Annotated in this window: 23 protein-coding genes; 19 read left to right on the top strand and 4 right to left on the bottom strand. The window is 36.7% G+C overall.

Going from position 1 to position 22,402, the window contains the following annotated elements:
* From MKY26_RS08700 to MKY26_RS08670, 7 genes are all read left to right on the top strand, one after another.
* Positions 1–3,651, top strand: a complete 3,651-nt coding sequence (locus MKY26_RS08700) for a dynamin family protein (protein WP_341095690.1) — start codon at positions 1–3, stop codon at positions 3,649–3,651.
* Between the two features lie 19 nt (positions 3,652–3,670).
* The gene (locus MKY26_RS08695) at positions 3,671–3,874 is read left to right on the top strand and encodes a hypothetical protein (RefSeq protein WP_341095680.1); all 204 of its coding nucleotides are present in this window, start codon (positions 3,671–3,673) and stop codon (positions 3,872–3,874) included.
* Positions 3,858–4,691 (top strand): sulfurtransferase, encoded by an 834-nt coding sequence (locus tag MKY26_RS08690; RefSeq protein ID WP_341095675.1) that lies wholly within the window; start codon positions 3,858–3,860, stop codon positions 4,689–4,691. The genes MKY26_RS08695 and MKY26_RS08690 overlap by 17 nt, the downstream gene beginning before the upstream one ends.
* Positions 4,692–4,850: 159 nt before the next feature.
* Positions 4,851–5,750: a 5'-3' exonuclease gene (locus MKY26_RS08685; protein WP_307313135.1), complete on the top strand. Its 900-nt coding sequence runs from the start codon at positions 4,851–4,853 to the stop codon at positions 5,748–5,750.
* A gap of 191 nt (positions 5,751–5,941) precedes the next feature.
* Positions 5,942–6,190: a transcriptional regulator SplA domain-containing protein gene (locus MKY26_RS08680; RefSeq protein WP_341095667.1), complete on the top strand. Its 249-nt coding sequence runs from the start codon at positions 5,942–5,944 to the stop codon at positions 6,188–6,190.
* Positions 6,187–7,212: a spore photoproduct lyase gene (splB, locus tag MKY26_RS08675; RefSeq protein WP_095372829.1), complete on the top strand. Its 1,026-nt coding sequence runs from the start codon at positions 6,187–6,189 to the stop codon at positions 7,210–7,212. The genes MKY26_RS08680 and splB overlap by 4 nt, the downstream gene beginning before the upstream one ends.
* Before the next feature lie 76 nt (positions 7,213–7,288).
* A complete protein-coding gene (locus MKY26_RS08670) occupies positions 7,289–7,558 on the top strand; it encodes a DUF6123 family protein (protein ID WP_191811007.1) in 270 nt (89 codons plus the stop codon).
* 106 nt (positions 7,559–7,664) lie between these two features.
* On the opposite strand, the gene MKY26_RS08665 is transcribed toward MKY26_RS08670, so the two are convergent.
* Together MKY26_RS08665 and MKY26_RS08660 are read right to left on the bottom strand one after the other, a co-directional pair.
* Positions 7,665–8,555: a DMT family transporter gene (locus MKY26_RS08665; RefSeq protein WP_341095654.1), complete on the bottom strand. Its 891-nt coding sequence runs from the start codon at positions 8,553–8,555 to the stop codon at positions 7,665–7,667.
* Positions 8,555–8,947, bottom strand: a complete 393-nt coding sequence (locus tag MKY26_RS08660; RefSeq protein WP_095372832.1) for a reverse transcriptase-like protein — start codon at positions 8,945–8,947, stop codon at positions 8,555–8,557. Before MKY26_RS08660 ends, MKY26_RS08665 begins: the two co-directional genes overlap by 1 nt.
* 200 nt (positions 8,948–9,147) lie before the next feature.
* Between MKY26_RS08660 and MKY26_RS08655 the strand changes: the two genes are divergently transcribed.
* The gene (locus MKY26_RS08655) at positions 9,148–9,804 is read left to right on the top strand and encodes a reverse transcriptase-like protein (RefSeq protein ID WP_095372833.1); all 657 of its coding nucleotides are present in this window, start codon (positions 9,148–9,150) and stop codon (positions 9,802–9,804) included.
* Between the two features lie 15 nt (positions 9,805–9,819).
* On the top strand, positions 9,820–9,999 hold the full coding sequence (locus MKY26_RS08650; RefSeq protein WP_095372834.1) for a zinc-finger domain-containing protein: 180 nt from the start codon (positions 9,820–9,822) through the stop codon (positions 9,997–9,999).
* Positions 10,000–10,039: 40 nt separating this feature from the next.
* Here the strand turns inward: MKY26_RS08650 and cspD are convergent, their stop codons facing one another.
* The gene (gene cspD / locus MKY26_RS08645) at positions 10,040–10,240 is read right to left on the bottom strand and encodes a cold-shock protein CspD (RefSeq protein WP_053476725.1); all 201 of its coding nucleotides are present in this window, start codon (positions 10,238–10,240) and stop codon (positions 10,040–10,042) included.
* Between the two features lie 388 nt (positions 10,241–10,628).
* Here cspD and MKY26_RS08640 point away from each other — a divergent pair, with 388 nt between their 5' ends.
* The 9 genes from MKY26_RS08640 to MKY26_RS08600 all read left to right on the top strand — a co-directional run bounded on the left by MKY26_RS08640 (position 10,629) and on the right by MKY26_RS08600 (position 19,206).
* Positions 10,629–10,955 (top strand): hypothetical protein, encoded by a 327-nt coding sequence (locus MKY26_RS08640; protein WP_095372835.1) that lies wholly within the window; start codon positions 10,629–10,631, stop codon positions 10,953–10,955.
* A gap of 264 nt (positions 10,956–11,219) precedes the next feature.
* The gene (locus tag MKY26_RS08635; RefSeq protein ID WP_095372836.1) at positions 11,220–12,137 is read left to right on the top strand and encodes a metal ABC transporter solute-binding protein, Zn/Mn family; all 918 of its coding nucleotides are present in this window, start codon (positions 11,220–11,222) and stop codon (positions 12,135–12,137) included.
* 38 nt (positions 12,138–12,175) lie between these two features.
* Positions 12,176–12,931 (top strand): metal ABC transporter ATP-binding protein, encoded by a 756-nt coding sequence (locus MKY26_RS08630; protein ID WP_370873260.1) that lies wholly within the window; start codon positions 12,176–12,178, stop codon positions 12,929–12,931.
* Between the two features lie 8 nt (positions 12,932–12,939).
* Complete coding sequence (locus tag MKY26_RS08625) at positions 12,940–13,851, top strand: metal ABC transporter permease (protein WP_341098681.1); 912 nt, start codon at positions 12,940–12,942, stop codon at positions 13,849–13,851.
* A complete protein-coding gene (locus MKY26_RS08620; protein WP_095372838.1) occupies positions 13,852–14,742 on the top strand; it encodes a metal ABC transporter permease in 891 nt (296 codons plus the stop codon). It begins immediately after the preceding gene.
* Positions 14,743–14,940: 198 nt separating this feature from the next.
* Positions 14,941–17,091, top strand: a complete 2,151-nt coding sequence (locus MKY26_RS08615) for a DNA topoisomerase III (protein ID WP_341095614.1) — start codon at positions 14,941–14,943, stop codon at positions 17,089–17,091.
* A gap of 196 nt (positions 17,092–17,287) precedes the next feature.
* Positions 17,288–17,710, top strand: coding sequence for a transcriptional regulator MntR (gene mntR, locus MKY26_RS08610; protein ID WP_095372840.1), 423 nt, complete (start codon positions 17,288–17,290; stop codon positions 17,708–17,710).
* A gap of 118 nt (positions 17,711–17,828) precedes the next feature.
* Positions 17,829–18,509, top strand: a complete 681-nt coding sequence (locus MKY26_RS08605) for a class I SAM-dependent methyltransferase (protein WP_095372841.1) — start codon at positions 17,829–17,831, stop codon at positions 18,507–18,509.
* A 4-nt stretch (positions 18,510–18,513) separates the two neighbouring features.
* Positions 18,514–19,206, top strand: coding sequence for an AIM24 family protein (locus tag MKY26_RS08600; RefSeq protein WP_095372842.1), 693 nt, complete (start codon positions 18,514–18,516; stop codon positions 19,204–19,206).
* Between the two features lie 400 nt (positions 19,207–19,606).
* Here MKY26_RS08600 and metA read toward each other — a convergent pair whose 3' ends face one another.
* On the bottom strand, positions 19,607–20,515 hold the full coding sequence (gene metA / locus MKY26_RS08595; protein WP_095372843.1) for a homoserine O-acetyltransferase MetA: 909 nt from the start codon (positions 20,513–20,515) through the stop codon (positions 19,607–19,609).
* A gap of 188 nt (positions 20,516–20,703) precedes the next feature.
* On the opposite strand from metA, the gene MKY26_RS08590 reads away from it, so the two are divergent.
* Positions 20,704–22,386 carry a formate--tetrahydrofolate ligase gene (locus tag MKY26_RS08590; protein WP_341095594.1) on the top strand — a complete coding sequence of 561 codons (1,683 nt, stop codon included), beginning with the start codon at positions 20,704–20,706 and terminating at the stop codon, positions 22,384–22,386.
* The last annotated feature ends 16 nt before the right edge of the window (positions 22,387–22,402 follow it).

The following is a 22,402-nucleotide window of genomic DNA, read 5'->3' as shown; positions in this document are numbered from 1 at the left end:
ATGGTTCAAACAGTGGGTAAACAACTTAGTCAAAATGAATTAATTGAAAGAATAGCAGCATTATCATTGTTTTTTGAACAAAATGGAGATAATGTTTCTGCTTCAAGAGCAAGAGACCTCGTCTATAAATTACGAGATTCACAATACGCGATTGCATTTTGTGGACATTTCTCTGCGGGTAAATCGAGCATGATCAATAAAATTGTGGGAGAAAACTTACTGCCATCCAGCCCTATCCCAACAAGTGCGAATTTAGTTAAAGTGAAATCTGGAGAGGATTATGCCAAGGTGTATCTTAAGGAAGGGATGCCAAAGCTCTATCCTGCACCTTATGATTATGAAAAAATTAAAAAATATAGTAAAGATGGAGACCTCATTCATACTGTAGAAATTAGCCATTCGGAAACAAATTTGCCAAAAGATACGGTTATTATGGATACACCAGGAATTGATTCAACAGATGATGCGCATAGAATTGCTACTGAGTCGGCTCTACATTTAGCTGATATGGTCTTTTATGTGATGGATTATAATCATGTGCAATCAGAACTCAACTTCTTATTCACTAAAGACTTAACTGCAGCGGGTAAACAAGTATACTTAATTATCAATCAAATAGATAAGCATCGAGAAGAAGAATTAAGTTTTCAACATTTTACTGAAAGTGTAAAGGATTCTTTCGCCTCGTGGGGCGTTCAACCTGAAAGAATCTTCTATACATCGTTGAAGAAACCAGAGTTACCACATAATGATTTTTCTTCTCTTCAGAAGTTCATCTACGAACAAATTGGCCAAAGAGATAGGCTCTTACCACAATCTGTTCTTCACTCATTACAGAAATTAACTGAAGAACATTTTATTTTCTTAGAAGAAAAAGACGCTCATGACATAGCAGCTAATGAGGAAATTTTAGCAGCTCTGCCTGAAGATGAACGAGCGCTCGTATTTGAAAAGATTGAACAATTACAGTCACATAAACAAGCATTGCAGCAAAAAAAATATCAGGCAGAAATTGATTTGAATCATGATATGGAAGATATCTTAAATAATGCTTATTTAATGCCGTTTCAAACGAGAGAATTAGCTGAGAATTATTTAGAATCAATGCAACCTGGCTTTAAAGTGGGCCTATTATTTGCGAAGGCTAAAACTGAACAAGAACGAAGTACAAGGCTAAGTCTTTTATATAACGATTTAAAGGAAAAAGTCCAATCGCAAATTGAATGGCATGTGAAAGAGTTATTCTTAAAAAAATTAAAAGATGATCACATACATCATAATGAGTTACAGTCACAAGCTCAAAACATTAATATCAATATACCAGAAAGCCTGTTAAAGACAGCTATTAAAGAAGGGGCGAGGCTCTCAGGTGATTATGTTTTGCAATATACACGGGATGTGTCTGATGCTGTAAAAAAAGAAACGAAGAAACAAATAATCAACTGGAAAGAGTTGTATTTGAAAGAGTTAGAAGAGTTAGCTAATGAAAAAATTCTCGCAATGAAAGATGAATGGGATGCTTATGCTCGTTTCGGTGAGGCACTTAGTATATTAAAGGAAATTAAAGCAAAACAATCAGAGCAAAAAGCAGAAATTAAGAAACTATTGGCAGGAGAGCTAGACCATAAAAAAGTTTCAGCTTCCGTCCAAGAGTTAATGAGACCAAAGGATGAAGATGTCCAAATTATTCGTGAAGGTGAAGAAGAGTTTGTTGATACTAAACAAGTAGTGAGTACTCATTCAATTGTTGAAAAAGAAATGAACCAAGAAAATAATCATGAAGCTGATATCGAGGCTCTAATTAGTAAGCTCGAGCATACCGCAAAAGAGTTACGAGATATCCCAGGTTTCCACAAAATATCAGCAGAGCTATTAGAGAAAGCTGACCGACTACAATCACGCAGTTTCACTGTTGCTTTGTTTGGTGCCTTTAGTGCTGGAAAATCTTCGTTTGCCAACGCATTAATTGGTGAAAAAATCTTGCCGGTATCGCCAAATCCAACAACTGCTGCCATTAATAAAATTATGCCTGTTACTGCAGAGTACCCTCATGGTACCGTTAAGGTATTTGTAAAAAGTGAAAAAGTCATGTTTGCAGATATTAATCGTTCGCTACAAGTCTTTAATCAACAAGCACAATCATTTACTGAAGCTATAGGGAAGATAGATGTGATTTTAAAAGAGCATCATGATTTTGATGCGCATGAAAAAACGCACTTTGCCTTTCTTGCGGCCTTTGCCAAAGGGTATAATAATTTTCAAGAAAAGCTTGGTAAAGAAGTGATTACAGACCTCACAGAACTAGCAGATTATGTTGCTAAAGAAGAAAAATCATGTTTTGTTGAGATGATTGAAGTATTTTATCAATGTGAATTGACTGACAGAGGCATTACACTCGTTGATACTCCAGGTGCGGATTCCATTAACGCACGTCATACAGGAGTAGCTTTTGACTATATTAAAAACTCAGATGCCATTCTTTTCGTGACGTACTATAATCATGCTTTCTCCAAAGCCGATCGTGAGTTCCTTATACAGTTGGGCCGGGTTAAAGATGCGTTTGAACTTGATAAAATGTTCTTTGTTGTCAACGCTATTGACCTTGCAAGTGATGAAGAAGAGAAAAACGATGTCTTGCAATATGTTCATGATCAGCTCATTCAATACGGCATTAGAAGACCAACCTTACATGGGTTATCGAGTTTACAGGCATTATTCGAAAAACAATCAGGTGAAGAACATTCTTCTGGAATGAAGGATTTTGAAGAAAGTTTCTATCGTTTCATTAATCACGATTTGATGTCACTTTCATTATCTGCTGCTGAACTTGAGTGGAATCGAGTAATGAACCAATTGCGTACATTTATTGAATCTTCTAAAGAAAGTAAAGAAGCAAAGTTAGCAAAAAGAGAACTTCTAACGAATGAACTAGCGATTATTAAAGAGAAGATTGCTAAAGATGATCTTGATTTATTAACTCAAGCATTAAATCAAGAAGCGGACGAACTAGTGTTTTATATCAAACAAAGAGTTTTCTTACGATTTAATGATTTCTTAAAAGAATCTTTTAATCCAGGACAATTAAAAGAGGATGGCCGTGATATGAAAAAAGCGCTCCAAGTAGCTTTAGAGGACTTTTTACAAAGTTTCGGATTTGACTTTGCCCAAGAATTGCGAGCGACGACCATTCGTCTAGAAGTATTTATAGGAAATTTATTACAACAAACATACGAGAAACGAAGTAACCAAGTAAACCAATTGAATCGCGATGTAACCTTTAGTCGTCCAGAAAATCCTTCTTTTGAAGGGGTGAATTTTGAGTCTGCTTTCAGTAACGTGGATCGCACTACATTTAAAAAAGCAATGAGTTATTTTAAAAACCCTAAGAACTTCTTTGAGAAGAATGAAAGAAAATTACTGGCAGAAAGTCTTGAGGAAAGCTTGCAAGAACCAACAGATGTATATTTACATGAATCATCTAAACAACTCAAAGATTATTATGATGAGAAACTTTCAACCGTTTATCAACAACTACTGTCTGATTTAATTGCTGAATCAGAAGAGTATTATAAAGGGTTGTTAGCAACATTATCTCAAGACTTCCCAATTGAACAGTTAGTTGCAACAGAAGAACGTCTGAGGGCCTATTAAGGCATTGGAGGTGACATGCTTGAAAGATGTAAATACCTTTCATGTATGTGCAACTTGTATAAACTTCTTAGCCGTTAAAAATGAAAATGGAATGAGATATTTTTGTGAACGTTTAGGTTATGAAACGAAGCCTAATTACCAGTTTAATTGCTGGGAGCCTAAGGATCATGTGAAAAGACTCATTGAAAAAAGAAAGGGTGACGGGGATGAACAGCTTAGTTAACGTAGAATGGCTCTTCCAACATCTAAATGATGTGAGAGTAATTGATTGTAGATTTAACCTCGCTAATCCTGAAGAAGGATTTGAGCAGTATCGCACCGGTCATATTCCCGGCGCTGTTTATTTTCACCTAGAACAAGATCTATCATCAAAAGTAGAAAAGCATGGGGGTAGACATCCACTGCCTTTAACAGAGCAATTTGTCGAAAAGGCAGAAGCGGTCGGTTTAACGAATGATACAAAAATTGTCGTTTATGACAACGGGGAAGGGTCATTTGCTGCTCGTTGTTGGTGGGTGTTTCACTATTTTGGTCATGAGAAAGTATATATTTTAGATGGCGGCTTTAAAGAATGGCTAGCTTCAGGTCATCCTACTGAAAGCAAGGTTCAGTCATTTGGACGCGGTGAATTCACAGCAACCATTCAAACGGACATGGTTGCCGATTACAAACAAGTAAAAGAAGCAATTGAGCATCCGAATAATGAAGTGGTGTTAATTGATTCAAGAGAAGAAAAGAGATATCTCGGTTTGATTGAACCGATTGATAAGAAAGCAGGTCATATACCTGGAGCAATGAATAAAGTCTGGATGGACACTCTAAGTGAAGGCAAGTTTAAATCAATTGTTGAGCAAAAGCAACGGTTTTCAGAAATTGAGAAAGACAAGCAGATTATAGTTTATTGTGGTTCAGGGATTACGGCCTCCCCCAATTATTTAGCATTAAAAGAAGCAGGTTACAAAAATGTAAAGCTTTATCCTGGTAGCTTTAGTGACTGGATTTCTTATGAGGAGCATTCGGTTGCAACGAAAGAGAAATAATTTTTATAGGGAAATCCGAACTCTTTGTCACCTTAACTGGTTGCGATGACAACGGATTTTCCTCTTTTTTTTCAGCAATAAATCAGTTACAGAGCGAAAACCATACATTTTTTATATCTATGTTATAATAATGATACTTTAGATGGAGGAGGAACAACTTTGAACGAAAATCAACAACTACAAAACCCGCGATTCCTTCTTGTAGATGGGATGGCTTTATTATTTCGAGCTTATTTTGCAACAGCTGTAACTGGTCAATTTATGTATAACTCTAAAGGAACGCCAACGAATGGCATATATGGATTTATGAAGCATTTCTTAATGGGTGTGAACCATTTTAACCCTAGCCATGTTGCCGTTTGTTGGGATATGGGCAGTAAAACATTCAGAACAGATATGTATAACGGGTATAAATCAAATCGACCGGAAGCACCGATTGAATTGGTCCCACAATTTGAGCTGGCGAAAGATATGGTAGCGAGCTTTGATATTCCAAATATCGGTGTTACAGGTTATGAAGCAGATGATTGTATCGGCACGCTTTCACAGGTTTTAAAAGAAGAAGCAGAGGTTGTGATTCTTACAGGGGATCGTGATATTTTACAGGTATTAGATAAGAATGTATCGGTTGCCCTTTTGAAAAAGGGGATGGGTAATTATGAAGTCCACACACCAGATAGCTTTTATGAAGAGAAAGGGATACAACCAAGGCAGTTAATCGATTTAAAAGCATTTATGGGTGACCCAAGCGATAATTATCCTGGGGTAAAGGGGATTGGTGAGAAGACTGCACTAAAACTCTTACAAACATACGAGCACATAGAAGGCGTATTAGAGAACATTGAAGCACTAACAAAAGGGCAAAAAACTAAAATCGAGCAAGATTTGGACATGCTACATTTAAGCAGACAATTAGCAGAAATTAAATGTGATGTTCCTGTTGAATGTACTTTAGTAGAAGCTGAATGGAAATATAACGTAAATAAAGTTAATCAGAAGCTAGAAGAAATTGAACTAAGAGGTATTGCTAAATTACTGCGTCATCCTGCAGTGATTTAACGTTTAAGTCATTGGGAATGGTCATTCCTGATGGCTTTTTTTTGTTATACTAAATTACGTTTTCCCCAACTAAACCTTCCAGTTAATCGTATATTGCACTTCCTCTCAATAAATTTACCAAAATTATTATAGCAAGTATTTAGGAAACTAACACAAAATGTATGATAGATCATTCATTAAAAGGAGACGTTATGATGAATTATACTGCTGGAGATATTGTTTATGTATTTTATCGTAATCCGCATACACAAGATGTAGCTAATATTCAGGCTGCTGCTGTCGTCAATAACCCAGAGCGACCAGGTGAGTTAGCATTGTTTTTATATGAAAATTATTATCCATTAACAGAGGAAGTGGCTGTTTTCTCAAATGAAGCAGAAGCATATGAAACATATGGAAACTATTTTGATGATACCCTTCAAGGAGGGATAGACGATTGAAGCCATTCGAGCCAAAACTTGTTTATTTTGAACCGAACGCGCTGGATTATCCACTTGGCCAACAATTAAAGAAGCGGTTTGAAAATACTGATGTAGAAATTAGATATACAACATCCCATAATCAAGTCAGAAATTTACCAGGGGACAATGATTTTCAAAAATATCGTGTTGCTAAATCTACGTTAGTTGTCGGTATAAGGAAAACGTTAAAGTTTGATACATCAAAGCCCTCAGCAGAATATGCGATTCCATTCGCGACTGGATGTATGGGACATTGCCATTATTGTTATCTACAAACAACAATGGGAAGTAAACCTTATATTCGCACATATGTAAATGTAGACGAGATTCTAACTGCTGCTGATGAATATATGGCGGAAAGAGCACCAGAAATAACAAGATTTGAAGCTTCTTGTACATCTGATATTGTTGGCATTGACCATATTACTCACACATTAAAAAGAGCGATTGAACATTTTGGGCAATCAGAATATGGTAAGTTGCGGTTTGTGACAAAGTTTCATCATGTCGATCATTTATTAGATGCGAACCATAATGGTAAAACACGTTTTCGCTTTAGTGTGAATGCTGATTATGTAATTAAGTTTTTTGAACCTGGAACATCAAGATTGAAAGATCGTATAGCAGCTGCTGGCAAAGTGGCGAGAGCTGGTTATCCACTCGGGTTTATTGTGGCACCTATTTATTTACATGACGGTTGGCAACAAGGATATTATGAAATGTTTGAACGGTTAGAAGCCGAGTTGCCAATTGAAGCAAAAAAAGATTTAACTTTTGAATTTATTCAACATCGTTTTACTAAGCCGGCGAAACGAGTAATTGAAAAAAACTATCCAATGACAAAACTTGAACTAGATGAGGAAAAAAGACGATATAAATGGGGAAAGTATGGAATTGGAAAATATGTTTATAAAAAAGAAGAAGAGGAAGATATAAAGGAGACGCTCTATCAATATATGGTAAAATTCTTTCCTGAAGCAAAGTTAGAATACTTCACTTAATATTGTAGAAACTTGTCGGAAAATAAGCTAAAATATAGGTATTGAGTAGGAGAAAAAGAGGGGACTGGCGCGACCATTGAAATCGTTAGAAGAATATTTATGCCATTTGGAAGGTAAAGGATTTCAGCTTGAAGAAGATAGTATAGGCTTTATATACTTCGGTAAACATTACACAAATGCACCAGATGAATTAGTTAATACAGCAATAGAGATGACATTAAAGGCGCAAAAATCATTTGATGGCAGTTTTTATTTATCACTATTAGAGCGTTTTATGGGAAATAATATACCGAACCGCAAGGAAGCAATTAACTATATGAAAACGAGTTTGCATATATCTATTTAAAAAATAAAAAATGAACAAGCATGATGTAGAGGCTGAACTGCGCCCCAAATTTTAGACATATGAGCTAACAATTGGAGGTACAGTTCATTTTTTTTCGATTGAATTCTCAGTAAAACGATTTTTTTTGCGGCCACTCAGCTAATATCATACCAAGTAGAATGAATAGGCAACCAAACATGGCGATGATCGATAAACGTTCTCCAGCAAAGATATAGCCTGTCAGTGCAGCGAAAACAGGCTCCATTGCAAATATAACAGCGACTCTTGTTGGAGAGGTGAATTGCTGGAAGTGTGTTTGTGCTAAAAAGGCCAGCCCTGTAGCAAAAATACTTGTAATGAGTAAGGCGAATATAACCTCTTGCCTGAATAATAATTCACTATCGTAAGACCATCCCTCATAGACAAAACCTGATAAAATAGAGAGTAAACCCACAGTTGTTACTTGTATAATAGTTAAAATAATAGCTGAATGAGCCTGTGCAAATAAATTTGTTAATATAATATGGAAAGCAAAGCCTAATGCACAAATGAATACAAAACCATCACCTTTATTAAATGCAGAGATATCTTGTGCTGTTAGTAAGTAAAGTCCTAAGGTAGCGACAAATACGCCAATAAAAGCATTACGAGTAATCTTTATGTTTAATATAAAAATTGATAATATAGGGACAAGAATCACACTCAAACCAGTAATAAAACCTGCTTTACTTGAAGAAGTATAATGAAGCCCAATTGTCTGAAATGTATAGGCGATAAAGAGACATAAACCTAACAAGATACCTGCCATTAGTGTACGTTTAGTTAGTCTTTCCCACTGCTTCCTATAAAAAATAATCGCCATTATTGTTAAGAAAAATGCAGCAATAAGAAAGCGGATACCATTAAATGAAAAGGCGCTAAGAGAGTGGAGAGCATTTTGTACAAGAACAAAAGTAGTTCCCCAAATGAACGCGACAAGTAGAAGAGAGAAGTCTGCCGTTTTAGTTGACTGCCACATTATTTTTTATTTCTTCGAATAGCCGCTCTTGCCAATTCGTCCGCAGGTTTATTTTGTATACTTGGTATCCACTTCATAAAGAAAAGGTCGAACTGCTTACTTAATTCAAGTGCTTCATCAAGAAGTGGAGCAAACTTTTTATTACGGGCAAATTCCTTTTCAATACTCGCATTTACCACTTGTGAATCCGTGCGAAAGGAAACGGTTCGATAATTATTTTCTATGCAAATTCTTAATGCTAAAATCAATGCTTGAAACTCCGCTTCATGGTTCTCCATATTTCCAAGTGGAATACTATGCCTCTCTACAATTCCGTTCGCTTTTATAAATATTCCTGCACCACTCGGACCAGGATTACCAGCACTTGCACCGTCTATATATACTTCAATCAATGCAATTCCTCCTTTTGTGATAAAATAGTGGGAGTTCTTTGTAATGCGATGAAGGAGAAATGTTCATAATAATCGTATAACATTAAAGAGATATTTTGCTACAGAAAGACATATGATGAAAAATACAAACTACAAGTAAGTGTAGCATACAAGCACCTTATTTTTGAATCATCATTTTATTAAAAGGCGTGTTAAAATAAATGAAATATCAATTGATTGCAGCTTATAAACTAAAAAATAACGAAAGCTATTTATTTTCTTCCGAATGGTTAGATGGTGAGTCTGCTCTTGATATGGGAGAAGAGTTTTCTCATCATCCTAAATGGACAGAAATAAAGTGTTTGGATGAAAACGGTACATCTTGGACCATAAAAGAATTAAATAAGCTATTAGAAGAAGTAGAGGAAGAACCGCATGATTTAGTGATTTATTTTGATGGTGGCTTTCATGACGAAACGAAGACCTCAGGCTTAGGTGCTGTTATCTACTATCGACAAGGAAAGAAAAAGTATCGTATAAGAGCCAATGAATGTTTTCACGAGTTAGAATCAAATAATGAAGCGGAATATGCTGCCCTTTTCTTTGCTCTTTCACAATTAGAAGAATTAAATGTCAGTCGGCAGAGTTGTGAAATAAGAGGAGATGCAAAAGGACTATTAATGCAATTAGCTGGCGAATGGCCTTGTTATGAGAAAGTATTAAATGATTGGTTAGATCGGATTGAGGAAAAGCTGAGCCTATTATCATTAAATGTAACGTACACTCCTATTGTAAGAAAAGATAATCAGGAAGCACATAAGTTAGCGACACAAAGTTTAAACGGGAAAAGAATCTATAGTAAAATGCAGTTGTTATAGGAAGGAAGGTTTATTGTGGATGAGAAAAAGAAATTAGTAAAAGAGGTTGATCAAGTCATTGATTTTTATTGTGAGGATTGTTTCTTATACAAATATCATCGTAAAGAATATGGACGAAACTTTGCTCACCGATTTTGTATAACCAAATGTACTGTGGGAGAAAAAATCCAAAGTATTGGCAAAAATTTTACATAATAAAAGGCTGGCAATTTTGCCAGCCTTGATTATATACAGATTAAAGTTTTACAACGTTAGCAGCTTGAGGTCCGCGGTTACCTTCAACGATTTCGAAAGAAACTTCTTGACCTTCTTCTAAAGATTTGAAGCCTTCGCCAGTGATAGCTGTGAAATGTACGAATACATCGTCTCCACCTTCAACTTCGATGAAACCGAAACCTTTTTCATTGTTAAACCATTTTACTTTACCGTTTTGCATGTGAACTTTTCCTCCTAAAACTTTGAAGGCTCCAAGCCTTCAGAAAAAATTTTCATCCAACATAAACATACTGCAATATTATCATGGAATATAGGAAATATATTCTGTTAAATGATGTATTAAATATACAATACTAATCGAATTCCGTCAAGAAATCTGAAAGTTTTTTCTTTAAAATATTGTAAAAATTTCAGTTTTTTCTCCAGGGTGTGGAGTGGCGCTACTAAGTTGAGTTATCAAATGGATATTTTGGTGATAGAAGTAGCTTTATTTAGAAGAATATAACCCTCCTAAATGATTGGTTCAAAGTAAGAATGACAAGCTTAGATACATGTTTTTCTATTATGGTTATTAGGAAGAAAGTGTCATAATTAATCGCGGCATTCATATGATAGGTAAATCAATCAAAGAAGGTGGCCATATGTATCGTTTTCGCATCAATGAGAGGGAGTGGATTTTGCGTTTTGCTATTAATGTGGATGCTGATGATATAGAAAAGAATATTATTTTTCAATCGATTGTTAAAATGGGACATGAGATTTTACACTATAATCATGGGGATTCCTTTATTTTATTTGACAAAGATATCGGTGCGATCATTTTTTCAATTGAGACGATCCCATCATATATCCTCACCGTTGCTAACATTATAAATGAAGTCGATTGGTTCCAAATAAAAAATGGCATCGTTTCGAGGAAAAAAGATCAGCATTAGTGATTCTTTAGTCTCTTATGAGAAAAAAATGGTTCCTGAAGTTGATAAACGAACCTTAGTTTGATGCAGTTTATAATAGAAATTGAGAAACCCGCTGTTTGCGGGTTTTTTCTGTTTTGTCATGTTTACTTATTGACGGTTTTTTCACCATGAGTTAAAATGTTGCACATAGGAAACTTTTATAGATTTAGTTAAAAAAAGTGTATCGATTAAAAAAGTATGCATATAATCAAATAAGGAATATAAAGGGAGAGAAGGGTAGAGATGAAAAGAATATTAGTTACTATGTTTAGTTTAATGGTGCTTGCCGCTTGTTCAAGTAATGAAGCAGGAAATACCGAAAATGATCAATTGAAAGTAACAACGACTATTGCTCAAATAGCTGATGGTATTGAGCATATCGGTGGTGAACATGTGGAAGTAAATAGTCTGATGGGACCAGGCACAGACCCACATCTATATAAAGCTACGCAAAGTGACATTAGTCTGCTTCAAGATGCGGATTTAATTATGTATAATGGCTTGCACTTAGAAGGCAAGATGCTTGAAGTGTTAGAGAAAATGGGCGAGAAAACTACTGTTGTGGCAGTAGGCGATTCATTAGAAGAATCCAACTTACTAGCTGATAAAGATAATCAAAATGCGGTAGACCCACATATTTGGTTCGATATTGATTTGTGGATAGAGGCATTGACTACAGCAAAGGATGCATTGATTGAAGTTGATCCTGAAAATAAAGATGATTATGAAGCGAATGCAGAAGCCTATTTTACAGAGCTGAGAGAATTAAAAGCATATGCCACAGAACAAATTCATTCAATTCCTGAAGAGAAACGTGTTCTAGTCACTGCTCATGACGCGTTTAATTACTTTGGTAATGCTTATGATATGGAAGTTATGGGTTTACAAGGGTTAAGTACAGACGCTGAATATGGTTTAGGGGATGTGCAACATTTAGTGAATACAATTGCAGATAGAGAAATCAATGCCGTTTTTGTAGAGTCAAGTATATCCGAACGATCAATTAATGCAGTGATTGAAGGAGCGAAGGAAAAGGGCCATACGGTAAGTATAGGTGGAGAATTATACTCTGATGCTATGGGAGAAGAGGGCACTGAACTAGGCACTTATGTTGGTATGTATAAACATAATGTAGATACGATTGTTCAATCATTAAAATAAAGGTTGTTTTTATGTAAGTGTATATAGGAGTGATTATAGTGACAAATCCAATAGAAATAAAAAATTTAACTGTAGCCTATGATAAAACGGCAGTACTAAAGGATATTCAATTCTCAATACCAAAAGGCAGTTTAACCGGAATTGTTGGACCAAATGGTGCCGGAAAATCTACTTTGATTAAAGCGATATTGGGCCTAATTCCTAAAGTGTCAGGTGAGATTAAAATATACGGAAAACCTTACAAAGCAAAAGATCGTCTGGTGGGTTATGTGCCCCAACGAGGGTCAGTGGATTGGGATTTTCCAACAAGTGCATTAGATGTTGTCTTAATGGGAAGGTATGGCCATATCGGTTGGTTTAAACGACCAGGTAAAGAGGATACGGCACTCGCAAAAGAAAGTTTGAAGAAAGTGGGAATGGATTCCTACGCCAATAGGCAAATAAGTCAATTATCCGGGGGGCAACAGCAAAGGGTATTCTTAGCAAGAGCGCTCGTTCAAGATGCACAAGTTTACTTTATGGATGAACCCTTTGTCGGTGTGGATGCAGCAACAGAGAAAGCGATTATACAATTATTAACAGACCTTAAAGATCAAGGGAAAACAGTCATTGTTGTTCATCACGACCTACAAACAGTTGAAGAATACTTTGACCATTGTATTTTATTAAATAAAGAAGTCATTGCATCTGGTGTGACTGAAGAGGTTTTTACAGTAGAACAATTACACCAAACATACGGGGGCAAGCTAGCTTTTTTAGATAAAGGAAAAGTAATGGTGGAACAAAAGAGGTGACATGAGTGATGGAACAAATAGGGCAAATGCTACTAGCAGCAAATACGCAGTGGGTGTTAATTGGTACGCTTCTTCTAGGGTTAGCTAGCGGTATTTTAGGGAGTTTTGCCTTACTAAGAAAACAAAGCTTAATCGGAGATGCTGTTGCACATGCTGCATTACCAGGAATATGTATAGGGTTTATGTTAACAGGAGAGCGGTCGCTCATCATCCTTTTAATAGGAGCGACCCTTACAGGTTTACTAGCTGCTTATTGTATTCAATACATTGCCTCCGCGTCTATTTTAAAAGAAGATACGGCCATTTGTTTAATTCTATCCACGTTTTTCGGCGTAGGTATTGTCTTATTAACGAAAGTACAGCAAATGCCTTCTGGCAATAAGAGCGGTCTAGATTCTTTTATCTTTGGTCAGGCAGCAGGAATGGTTAGTAGTGATGTGAAATTAATGGCAGGGGCAGCGGCATTATTACTTATGGTGACCATTATTTTCTTTAAAGAATTTAAACTAATTACTTTTGATGTGGAATTCGCTAAAGGCTTAGGTTTACCGGTTAGCGCGTTAAACTTTTTGTTTATGACCCTTTTAGTAGCTGTTGTTGTAATCGGTATTCAGGCAGTCGGTGTCATTCTGATGGCGGCATTACTTATTACACCTGCGATATCTGCCCGTTATTGGACGAATTCACTTAGTAAAATGGTCATGATTTCTGGCATGTTCGGAGCGATATCAGGTGTGATTGGTACTTTGATTAGTTCACTAGATAGAGGGATTCCAACTGGCCCCTTTATCGTAGTAACTGCTACGATTATCTTTTTTATATCCATTCTATTTGCACCTGCCCGTGGTATCATCACACTTAAAATCAAACGGAGAATGACCAATCAAAAGCTTCTTCGTGAACAAGGGCAGGTGAAGTAGATGAGTTATGAAATTTGGATTATTATTGTCGCATCATTAGTGGGCATTACTTGTGGTGTAATCGGCTGTTTCCTCATTTTACGGAAGTTGGCGATGCTTGCTGATGCAATTAGTCATACAGTCTTGTTGGGGATTGTGCTTGCTTTTCTAATCAGTCAATCAATGAATGGAATTTATATGCTCATCGGTGCTGCAATAGTTGGTTTATTTACGGCTATGCTTATCCAATTTCTTAATCATAAGGGCATTCAGGAAGACGCATCAATTGGCGTCGTGTTTACCTTCTTTTTTGCTATTGGCGTGATACTTATCACAGTGTTTGCTGATAGTGTTCATTTAGATGTCGACCATGCTTTAATGGGTGAAATTGCCTTTGTTCCATTCGATATGGTGGAAATCGGTTTTTTACCACCGCTTCCAAAAGCATTCATCATGTTAATGAGTATACTGATATTAAATATTATTTTGATGATGTTATTTTATAAAGAACTAAAAATTACATCTTTTGACCCTGCACTTGCTGCTTCTATCGGTATTCCAGTTATGTTTATTCATTACTTATTGATGGGCATGGTTTCAGTATCAACTGTCGCTTCATTTGATAGTGTCGGTGCCATACTTGTCGTAGCGATGTTAATAGCACCAGGTGCTTCTGCTTATTTATTAACCAATAAACTAAGTCATATGCTGTGTTTAAGTGCATTCTTCGGAGTAATAGCAGCGATTAGTGGTTATTATGTAGCTACCTGGATTGACAGTTCAATCTCTGGTTCAATGGCGATGATGAGTGGGGTTCTATTCGCGCTCGTGTTTATCTTTTCACCAACAAAAGGACTGTTAGGTAAAAAGCTGAATCATAAACGTTTTCGATCAGGAACTACTGCTCCTTAAATCGTGTTCATATGTAATAAAGGCTGTTATTTAAAATAGCAGCCTTTATTCTACTTTTGTTAAATAAAAGTTTACGAATGGGAATGTAGTAAATCATTTATAGTAATCCATCTTAAGATATCGACCTCTTACTTCTTGCTTTCTTCACATTTTTTAGTAAGATAGAAACATAATATTTTGATAGAAAAGAGAGTAAGAATGAAACTAATTATTGCAGAAAAACCAGACCAAGGAGCTACACTCGCTTCTGTTTTCCCCAAAAAGAAACACCAAGGCTATATCGAAATTCTTCCTAATCCTATTTTGACAGATGGTGGCTTTATCACATGGGCTATCGGGCATTTATGTCAACTCTCTCCTCCTGAAGTGTATAATACAACTTGGAAAAAATGGACATTAGATACACTCCCTCTTCTACCTAACCAGTTTCAGCACGAAGTCTCCAAAGATAAAATAAAGCAATTCCAGGTCATTAAAAAGCTCTTATCACATCCAGAGGTGAATGAAGTTATTCATGCGGGAGATGCAGGGAGAGAAGGGGAACTGATAATAAGAAATATATTGCGTCAAGCAAAATCAAATTTGCCAATGAAGAGATTATGGATTTCTTCATTAACGCCGAATGCCATTAAAAAAGGGTTTCAACAGCTATTAGATGAAGAAGATACGAGAAACCTTTTTTTCGAAGCTTATACAAGGTCATGTGCCGATTGGATTGTCGGAATGAATGCTTCTAGACTATATACGTTATTATTACAACAAAAAGGATTCTCAGATGTATTCTCGGTTGGTAGAGTACAAACACCTACATTAGCATTGATTGTAAAAAAGGAGCTTGAAATTGAATCTTTTGTTTCTGAACCTTTTTGGGAAGTAGAAGCAACCTTCAAGATCACCGGGAAAAAATATAAGGGGAAATGGGAAGATAAGGGTAATAGTCGTATTATGGACAGCGCATTAGCTGAGAAAATTGCTTTGTTTTGCCAAGGGAAGGAAGCAACAATAGCAGATATAAAAAAGGAAAAGAAAGAATTCCTACCGCCTCAATTGTATAATTTGTCAGCACTTCAGGCAGAAGCAAATCGGCGTTATAAATTCTCACCTAAGAAAACACTTGATATTGTTCAAAAGTTATACCAAAAAGGGTGGGTTTCTTATCCTCGTTCCGATTCAAGGCATATTACCACGGAGGAGGCCAACACATTGCCACAAATTTTGGCTCGTTATGAAAAAATAAAGGATTATGAGGATTTCTTTCCTTTACCGTTTTCCTCCATCATTCAGAATAAGCGCTATGTGGATGAAAAGAAAGTGACTGACCATTATGCCATTATTCCGACTGAGCAAATTCCAGACTTCTCCAAACTTGCTTCTGAGGAGAAAAAACTTTATGACCTAATTGCGAAAAGTGTCATCGCTGCCCACCATAAGAAAGCAATAATCGAGTACTCAACAATTAGAACTAAGGTTGATGAGCGAGCGATGTTCATTTCTAAAGGAAAAGTAATTGTTGATCAAGGCTATCGCCAAGTGATTTCTCCAGTTGAGAAAGATAAGGATGTGAATCTCCCCTTATTAGATAAAGGAGATAAAGGAATAACAGAAAAAACAGAAGTAAAGGAGAGTAAAACACAGCCTCCTAAAAGATACACTGAAGGTCAATTAATAACGTTGATGAAAACAGCAGGAAAACATATCGATGATAAAGAACTTGAACAAGTATTAACACAGACAGAAGGACTTGGAACTGAAGCAACAAGAGCGGGCATTATTACGATGCTAAAAGATCGTGGTTATATTGATGTGAAAAAGAATATAGTCTATGCTACTTCAAAAGCTAAGGTTCTCATTATCGCGGTTGGTAAAGAGATATTAGCATCTCCTGAAATGACGGCGAAATGGGAGCAACGCTTAAAGCAAATCTCTAAAGGAGAGGCATCGCCTAAACAATTTATGGATCAAACAAGTCAAATGGTCCATCATTTAATTGCCGCTACGAAGGAAGTAACGAATGAATGGATATTCTCTGAAGAAGATAAACAACAATTTATCCCAAAAACATTTAAGAAAAAGCGACAATCCCCATTAGGCAATTGTCAATTATGTGATGGTCAAGTGGTAGACAAGGGTAAATTTTTTGGTTGCAGCAACTATCAGAAAAAGAATTGTACATTTACCTTATCTAAGAAAATTCTCGGTAAGTCAATGACACAAAAAATAGTGAAACAACTGTTGAAAAGTGGTGAGACTGATGTGCTGGAGGGTTTCCAAGGGAAAGACAAATTGTTTGCAGCAGCATTGGTGTGGGATAAAAAGGAAAATAAAATTAAATTTAAGTTTCCAACCTAAGTCTTTCCGTCTATTCCCATATCTTCCTTGTTTCATGAGGATTCTTATAGTAATATTTTAAGTAGTGGTTTTTCATTTGCGTTATAACAGCTTATGAAACCACTATCATTATGCTTTTTTTGATCAAGTAAGCGGCTATACTGTATGTAACAAATATCGTTTATCATAGATGTTAGCCTTTTTTGGGAGGATCCACATGCCAACACCTAGTATGGAAGATTATATAGAACAAATCTATTTATTAATTGAAGAAAAAGGCTATGCACGCGTTTCTGATATCGCAGAAGCACTATCTGTCCACCCTTCTTCAGTCACTAAAATGGTGCAGAAATTAGATAAAGATGAATATCTCGTATATGAAAAATACCGTGGTTTAGTATTAACGACAAAAGGAAAGAAAATAGGCAAACGCCTCGTTTACCGCCATGAGTTATTAGAGCAAATGCTTCGAATTATTGGTGTGAAAGAAGAACATATATATGAAGATGTTGAAGGAATTGAACATCATTTAAGTTGGGATGCTATTGACCGCATTGGTGATTTAGTACAGTTTTTCGAAGAGAATAAAGATAGAGTAGAGTCATTAAGAGTGGTGCAACGAAAAAATGAAGAAGAATAAAAGCAGAGTTATGGAGGGTGGATAACTCTGCTTTTTTTACATTAATATAGACAGAAAATTAAATATTTTATATCGCATAATGTAAAAATAGGTATAAAGAGGGTTAGGTGAATATTTGATGGCTGAATTTGATTGGAAAAAGGCATCTGCTACAGAATGGGATAAGCGGTCGGATAGTTGGCATGAAAGATCAGAAAGTATGTGGAATGAAGGGAGCCGCAAGGAAATTATCCCTTTCTTCCTTCAGTACCTAAAGGCGAATAATCAGGTATGTGACCTTGGTTGTGGTGATGGAATGGGAGCTTATAAGCTTTCAACACATGCCATCAATGTAGTTGGGGTCGACGTATCTGATGAAATGCTTATAAAAGCAAACCGGGTGAACCAAACGAATGATAACCAATTTATCAAAGGGGATTTATCAGAACTTCCATTTGCTGAGCATCATTTTGACGGGGTGTTGGCAATAAATTCTATGGAATGGACAGAAAATCCGTATAATGCAATGAAAGAGGCTGTGAGAATATTGAAGCCGGGTGGTTATGGATGTTTTGGGATACTGGGACCAACTGCGGGACCTAGAAACAATAGTTTTCCTAGATTACTAGGAGAAAAGGTCATTTGCAACACGATGATGCCATGGGAGTTTGAACAGCTAATGCAAGGGCTCCCAATGAAAAAAGTGGCAGAGCAAGGTGTTTATAAAAAGGCTGCAGAGTCGTTACCTAAAGGAGGATTACCTCTTCCATTGCAACAAGCACTATCTTTTATGTGGATTTTTATTTTTCAAAAGGAGTGAGCTTATGAGTAGGTACTCATTATCAGAGTTTGTAGAGAAAACAGAGCAAGAAGATAGGGGTCAGGGCCTATTTGAGTTAGAAACGGACCGGTTATTAGAAGTGAACTTACAACAGCAGATTTGGGCAAAAGCTGGTTCCATGATTGCGTATGAAGGTCAAATCAAATTTGTTCGTGAAGGGATTTTAGAACATGGAATTGGGAAAATGTTCAAACGTGCTTTCTCTGGGGAGAGCACAGCTCTTATGAAGGCAACAGGTAGGGGGAAACTCTATTTAGCGGATCAAGGAAAGAAGATTTCCATCATCCGCTTTCATAATGATACATTATGCGTGAGTGCCAATGATTTATTAGCGTTTGAACCAAGTTTGAAGTGGGACGTCAAGCTTATGAGAAAAGTAGCTGGCATCGTTTCAGGTGGACTATTCAATATTCGCTTAGAAGGGGAGGGAATGGCGGCAATAACGACTCATTATGAACCATTAACACTAAAGGTAACTCCTGATAAACCGGTATTAACAGATCCGCATGCAACGGTCGCTTGGTCTGGCCATTTGCAACCGGAATTCGTTGCGGATGTCTCATTCAAAACATTTGTAGGCCGTGGTAGCGGTGACTCAGTGCAAATGAAATTTTCAGGTGAAGGTTTTGTCGTTGTCCAACCGTATGAAGAAGGTGGCTATGTGCAGCAGAATTAGTGTACATGTATTGGTTGTTTGTATAGCGGAATTTTTTAAAAGGGCCTCAAAAGAGAGGCGCTGCTCATGGGCGATGAAAGTGACTATAGGGAGTAGTGCAAAAAGGGGGAAAACACCGCTTTTGATTATGGAAACTGACCTGATCATAATGCAATAATGAAACTCAGTTTTTAAAATACTGTTTCCCAAGGAGAGGAATTAAGGAATCTCTCAATAATAGTTCTACTATTGCTCGAAACGGAGTAATCAAAATTATTGCCGAAATTGCTATTGTGACCATTTTTGTCCGAGTAGAATCCTCTTAATTGTCAACTGTCTAGTTCTTCAAAATCAATTCCTATTCACAATGTATGCAAAATAAAAAAATAGCCAATCCGTATATTCTACGGATCGGCTATTTTTAATCCCATTCATAGGGTGTTTGTTGATAAACATAGTAATTTAACCAGTTGGAGAATAATAGATGGGCGTGCGAACGCCATTTGTTTTTTGGTGTCTTGGTTGGGTCATCATTGGGATAATAGTGATTCGGAATGGCTATGGGCAATCCTTTTGCCCGATCTCGCTCATATTCTTCAGCAAGTGTCGTTGCTTCATATTCAAGGTGACCGGTAATCATAATTTGTTTACCTTCATTGGCGCTCATAATAAAAGCACCCGCTTGAGGTGATGCAGCAAGAACCTTGACCTTACTATGATTCTTTAACTCTTCTAATGATATATCCGTATGCCTTGAATGGGGTGCGACAAAAGAGTCATCAAAACCGCGTAATAAGTTTTCTGACCAATTTTCTACATCATGGTCAAACACGCCGAAACATTTTTCCGGTAGCTCAAACTTATCAATATTGAAATGATGGTAAAGTGCTGCTTGTGCTCCCCAACAAATATGGAGTGTACTCGTGACATTGGTTTTTGTCCAGTCCATTATTTCTTTTAACTCTTCCCAATAATCGACTTCTTCAAAGGAGAGTAATTCAATCGGAGCACCCGTAATAATCATGCCATCAAACTTTTTTTGTTTGATTTCAGAAAATGTTGAATAAAACTGCTCAAGATGGATGTGGCTTGTATTTTTTGAATGATGTGTAACGGTTTTCAACAAGGTAATATTGACTTGAAGCGGTGTATTACCTAATAATCTTAATAAATGTGTTTCTGTTTTTTCTTTTTGCGGCATGAGGTTAAGTATAAGTATGTTTAATGGGCGAATATCTTGCCCCTTAGCGCGACCTTCATCCATAATGAATATTTGCTCTTCCTCGAGAATTTCCCGTGCTGGAAGTCCTTGTGGAATGGTGATTGGCAAGTGATCATCCCCTACTGTGTGAAATTTCAATAAACTTATTATAAAGACGTTTAACTTATTGAGCAACCTGAAAACCTTAAAATTATCATTAATTTGAAAATTTCTTGTCACATATCATTATTTAGATTTAGGAAGTGATACAATAGTAACGCTTGCAATGACAACTGGTATAGAGGAGAGGAAAAGCGATGGGGAAATATGTGAAGTCAGATATTGAAATTGCTCAAGAAACAACGATGAAACCAATTCACCAGATTAGGGAAAAGCTCGGACTTACGGCCGATGATTTAGAGCAATTTGGTAAATATAAAGCGAAACTTACAGCCGAAACACTTAAAAGAGTGGAGAGTAAGGAAAATGGGAAATTAATTCTTGTTACAGCCATTAATCCCACACCTGCAGGCGAAGGGAAATCAACTGTTACTGTAGGTTTAGGTGATGCATTAAATCTGTTAGGGAAAAAGTCGATGATTGCCATGAGAGAACCATCTCTAGGTCCAACAATGGGCATTAAAGGTGGAGCGACAGGAGGGGGATATTCACAAGTCGTACCGATGGAAGATATTAACCTTCATTTTACAGGTGATATCCATGCGATTACTACAGCAAATAATGCCTTATCTGCCTTAATCGATAATCATATCCAACAAGGAAATGATCTTAAAATTGACCAGAGAAGAATTATTTGGAAAAGAGTGATGGATTTAAATGATCGTGCGTTAAGAAATGTCATTGTTGGTCTGGGAGGTCCTGCTCAAGGTATTCCGCGAGAAGATGGTTTTGATATTACAGTGGCCTCTGAAGTAATGGCAGTACTATGTTTAGCGAAAGACCTACATGATTTGAAGAAAAGATTAGGCAAAATGATTATTGCTTATAATATTAACAAACAACCGGTTACGGTGGCTGATTTAGGTGCTGAAGGTGCTTTAACCCTTTTATTAAAAGAGGCAATCAAGCCTAATTTAGTACAAACTTTAGCACATACACCTGCACTTATACACGGTGGACCATTTGCGAATATTGCACATGGTTGTAATAGTGTGATCGCGACAAACACTGCTTTGAAGTTAGCTGATTATGTTGTAACAGAAGCGGGATTTGGCGCCGATTTAGGAGCAGAGAAATTTTTACATATAAAAGCGAGAAATATGGGTGTAAGTCCTGATGCAGTTGTCATTGTGGCGACGATTCGTGCACTTAAGATGCATGGGGGCGTCGCTAAGGAAAATCTCAGCTCAGAGAACACGGCTGCACTAGCAAAAGGATTTTCTAATTTGAAAAAGCATGTTGAAACAGTTCAGAGTTTCGGATTGCCGTTCGTTATTGCACTTAATCGCTTTAATGGTGATTCCGCAGATGAAATTGAGACTTTTAAAGAGTTGTGTGAAGAGCAAAATATACAATGGTCACTAACAGAAGTATGGGCAGAAGGAGGAACAGGTGGCTTACAGTTAGCAGAGAAAGTGTTAGAGCAAATTGCAAAAACAGACCAATCGTTTACGCCACTTTACAATTTACATGACAGCTTAGAAGAGAAAATTGAAACAATTGCTAAAAATGTGTATGGTTCAAGCGGAGTTGAGTTTACATCGAAAGCAAAGAAACAATTAGCCGATTTTGAACGCTTTGGCTGGTCTCAGCTCCCTATATGTATGGCTAAAACCCAATACTCATTATCCGATGATGCAGCAAAATTAGGTCTTCCTTCTGACTTCACAATAACTATAAGAGAATTAAAGCCCTCTGTAGGTGCCGGTTTTATTGTGGCATTAACAGGAGCTGTTATGACAATGCCTGGGTTACCTAAAGTACCCGCAGCGATGCAAATGGATGTGGATCAACAAGGACAAGCGAAAGGATTATTTTAATCAATATAAAGGGGAA

It is taken from the genome of Cytobacillus sp. FSL R7-0680 (assembly GCF_038009245.1).
GTDB classification, from domain to species: Bacteria; Bacillota; Bacilli; order Bacillales; family Cytobacillaceae; genus Cytobacillus; species Cytobacillus kochii.
The sequence above is the reverse complement of the archived record's forward strand: the minus strand, read 5'-3'. Positions and strand labels throughout refer to the sequence as shown.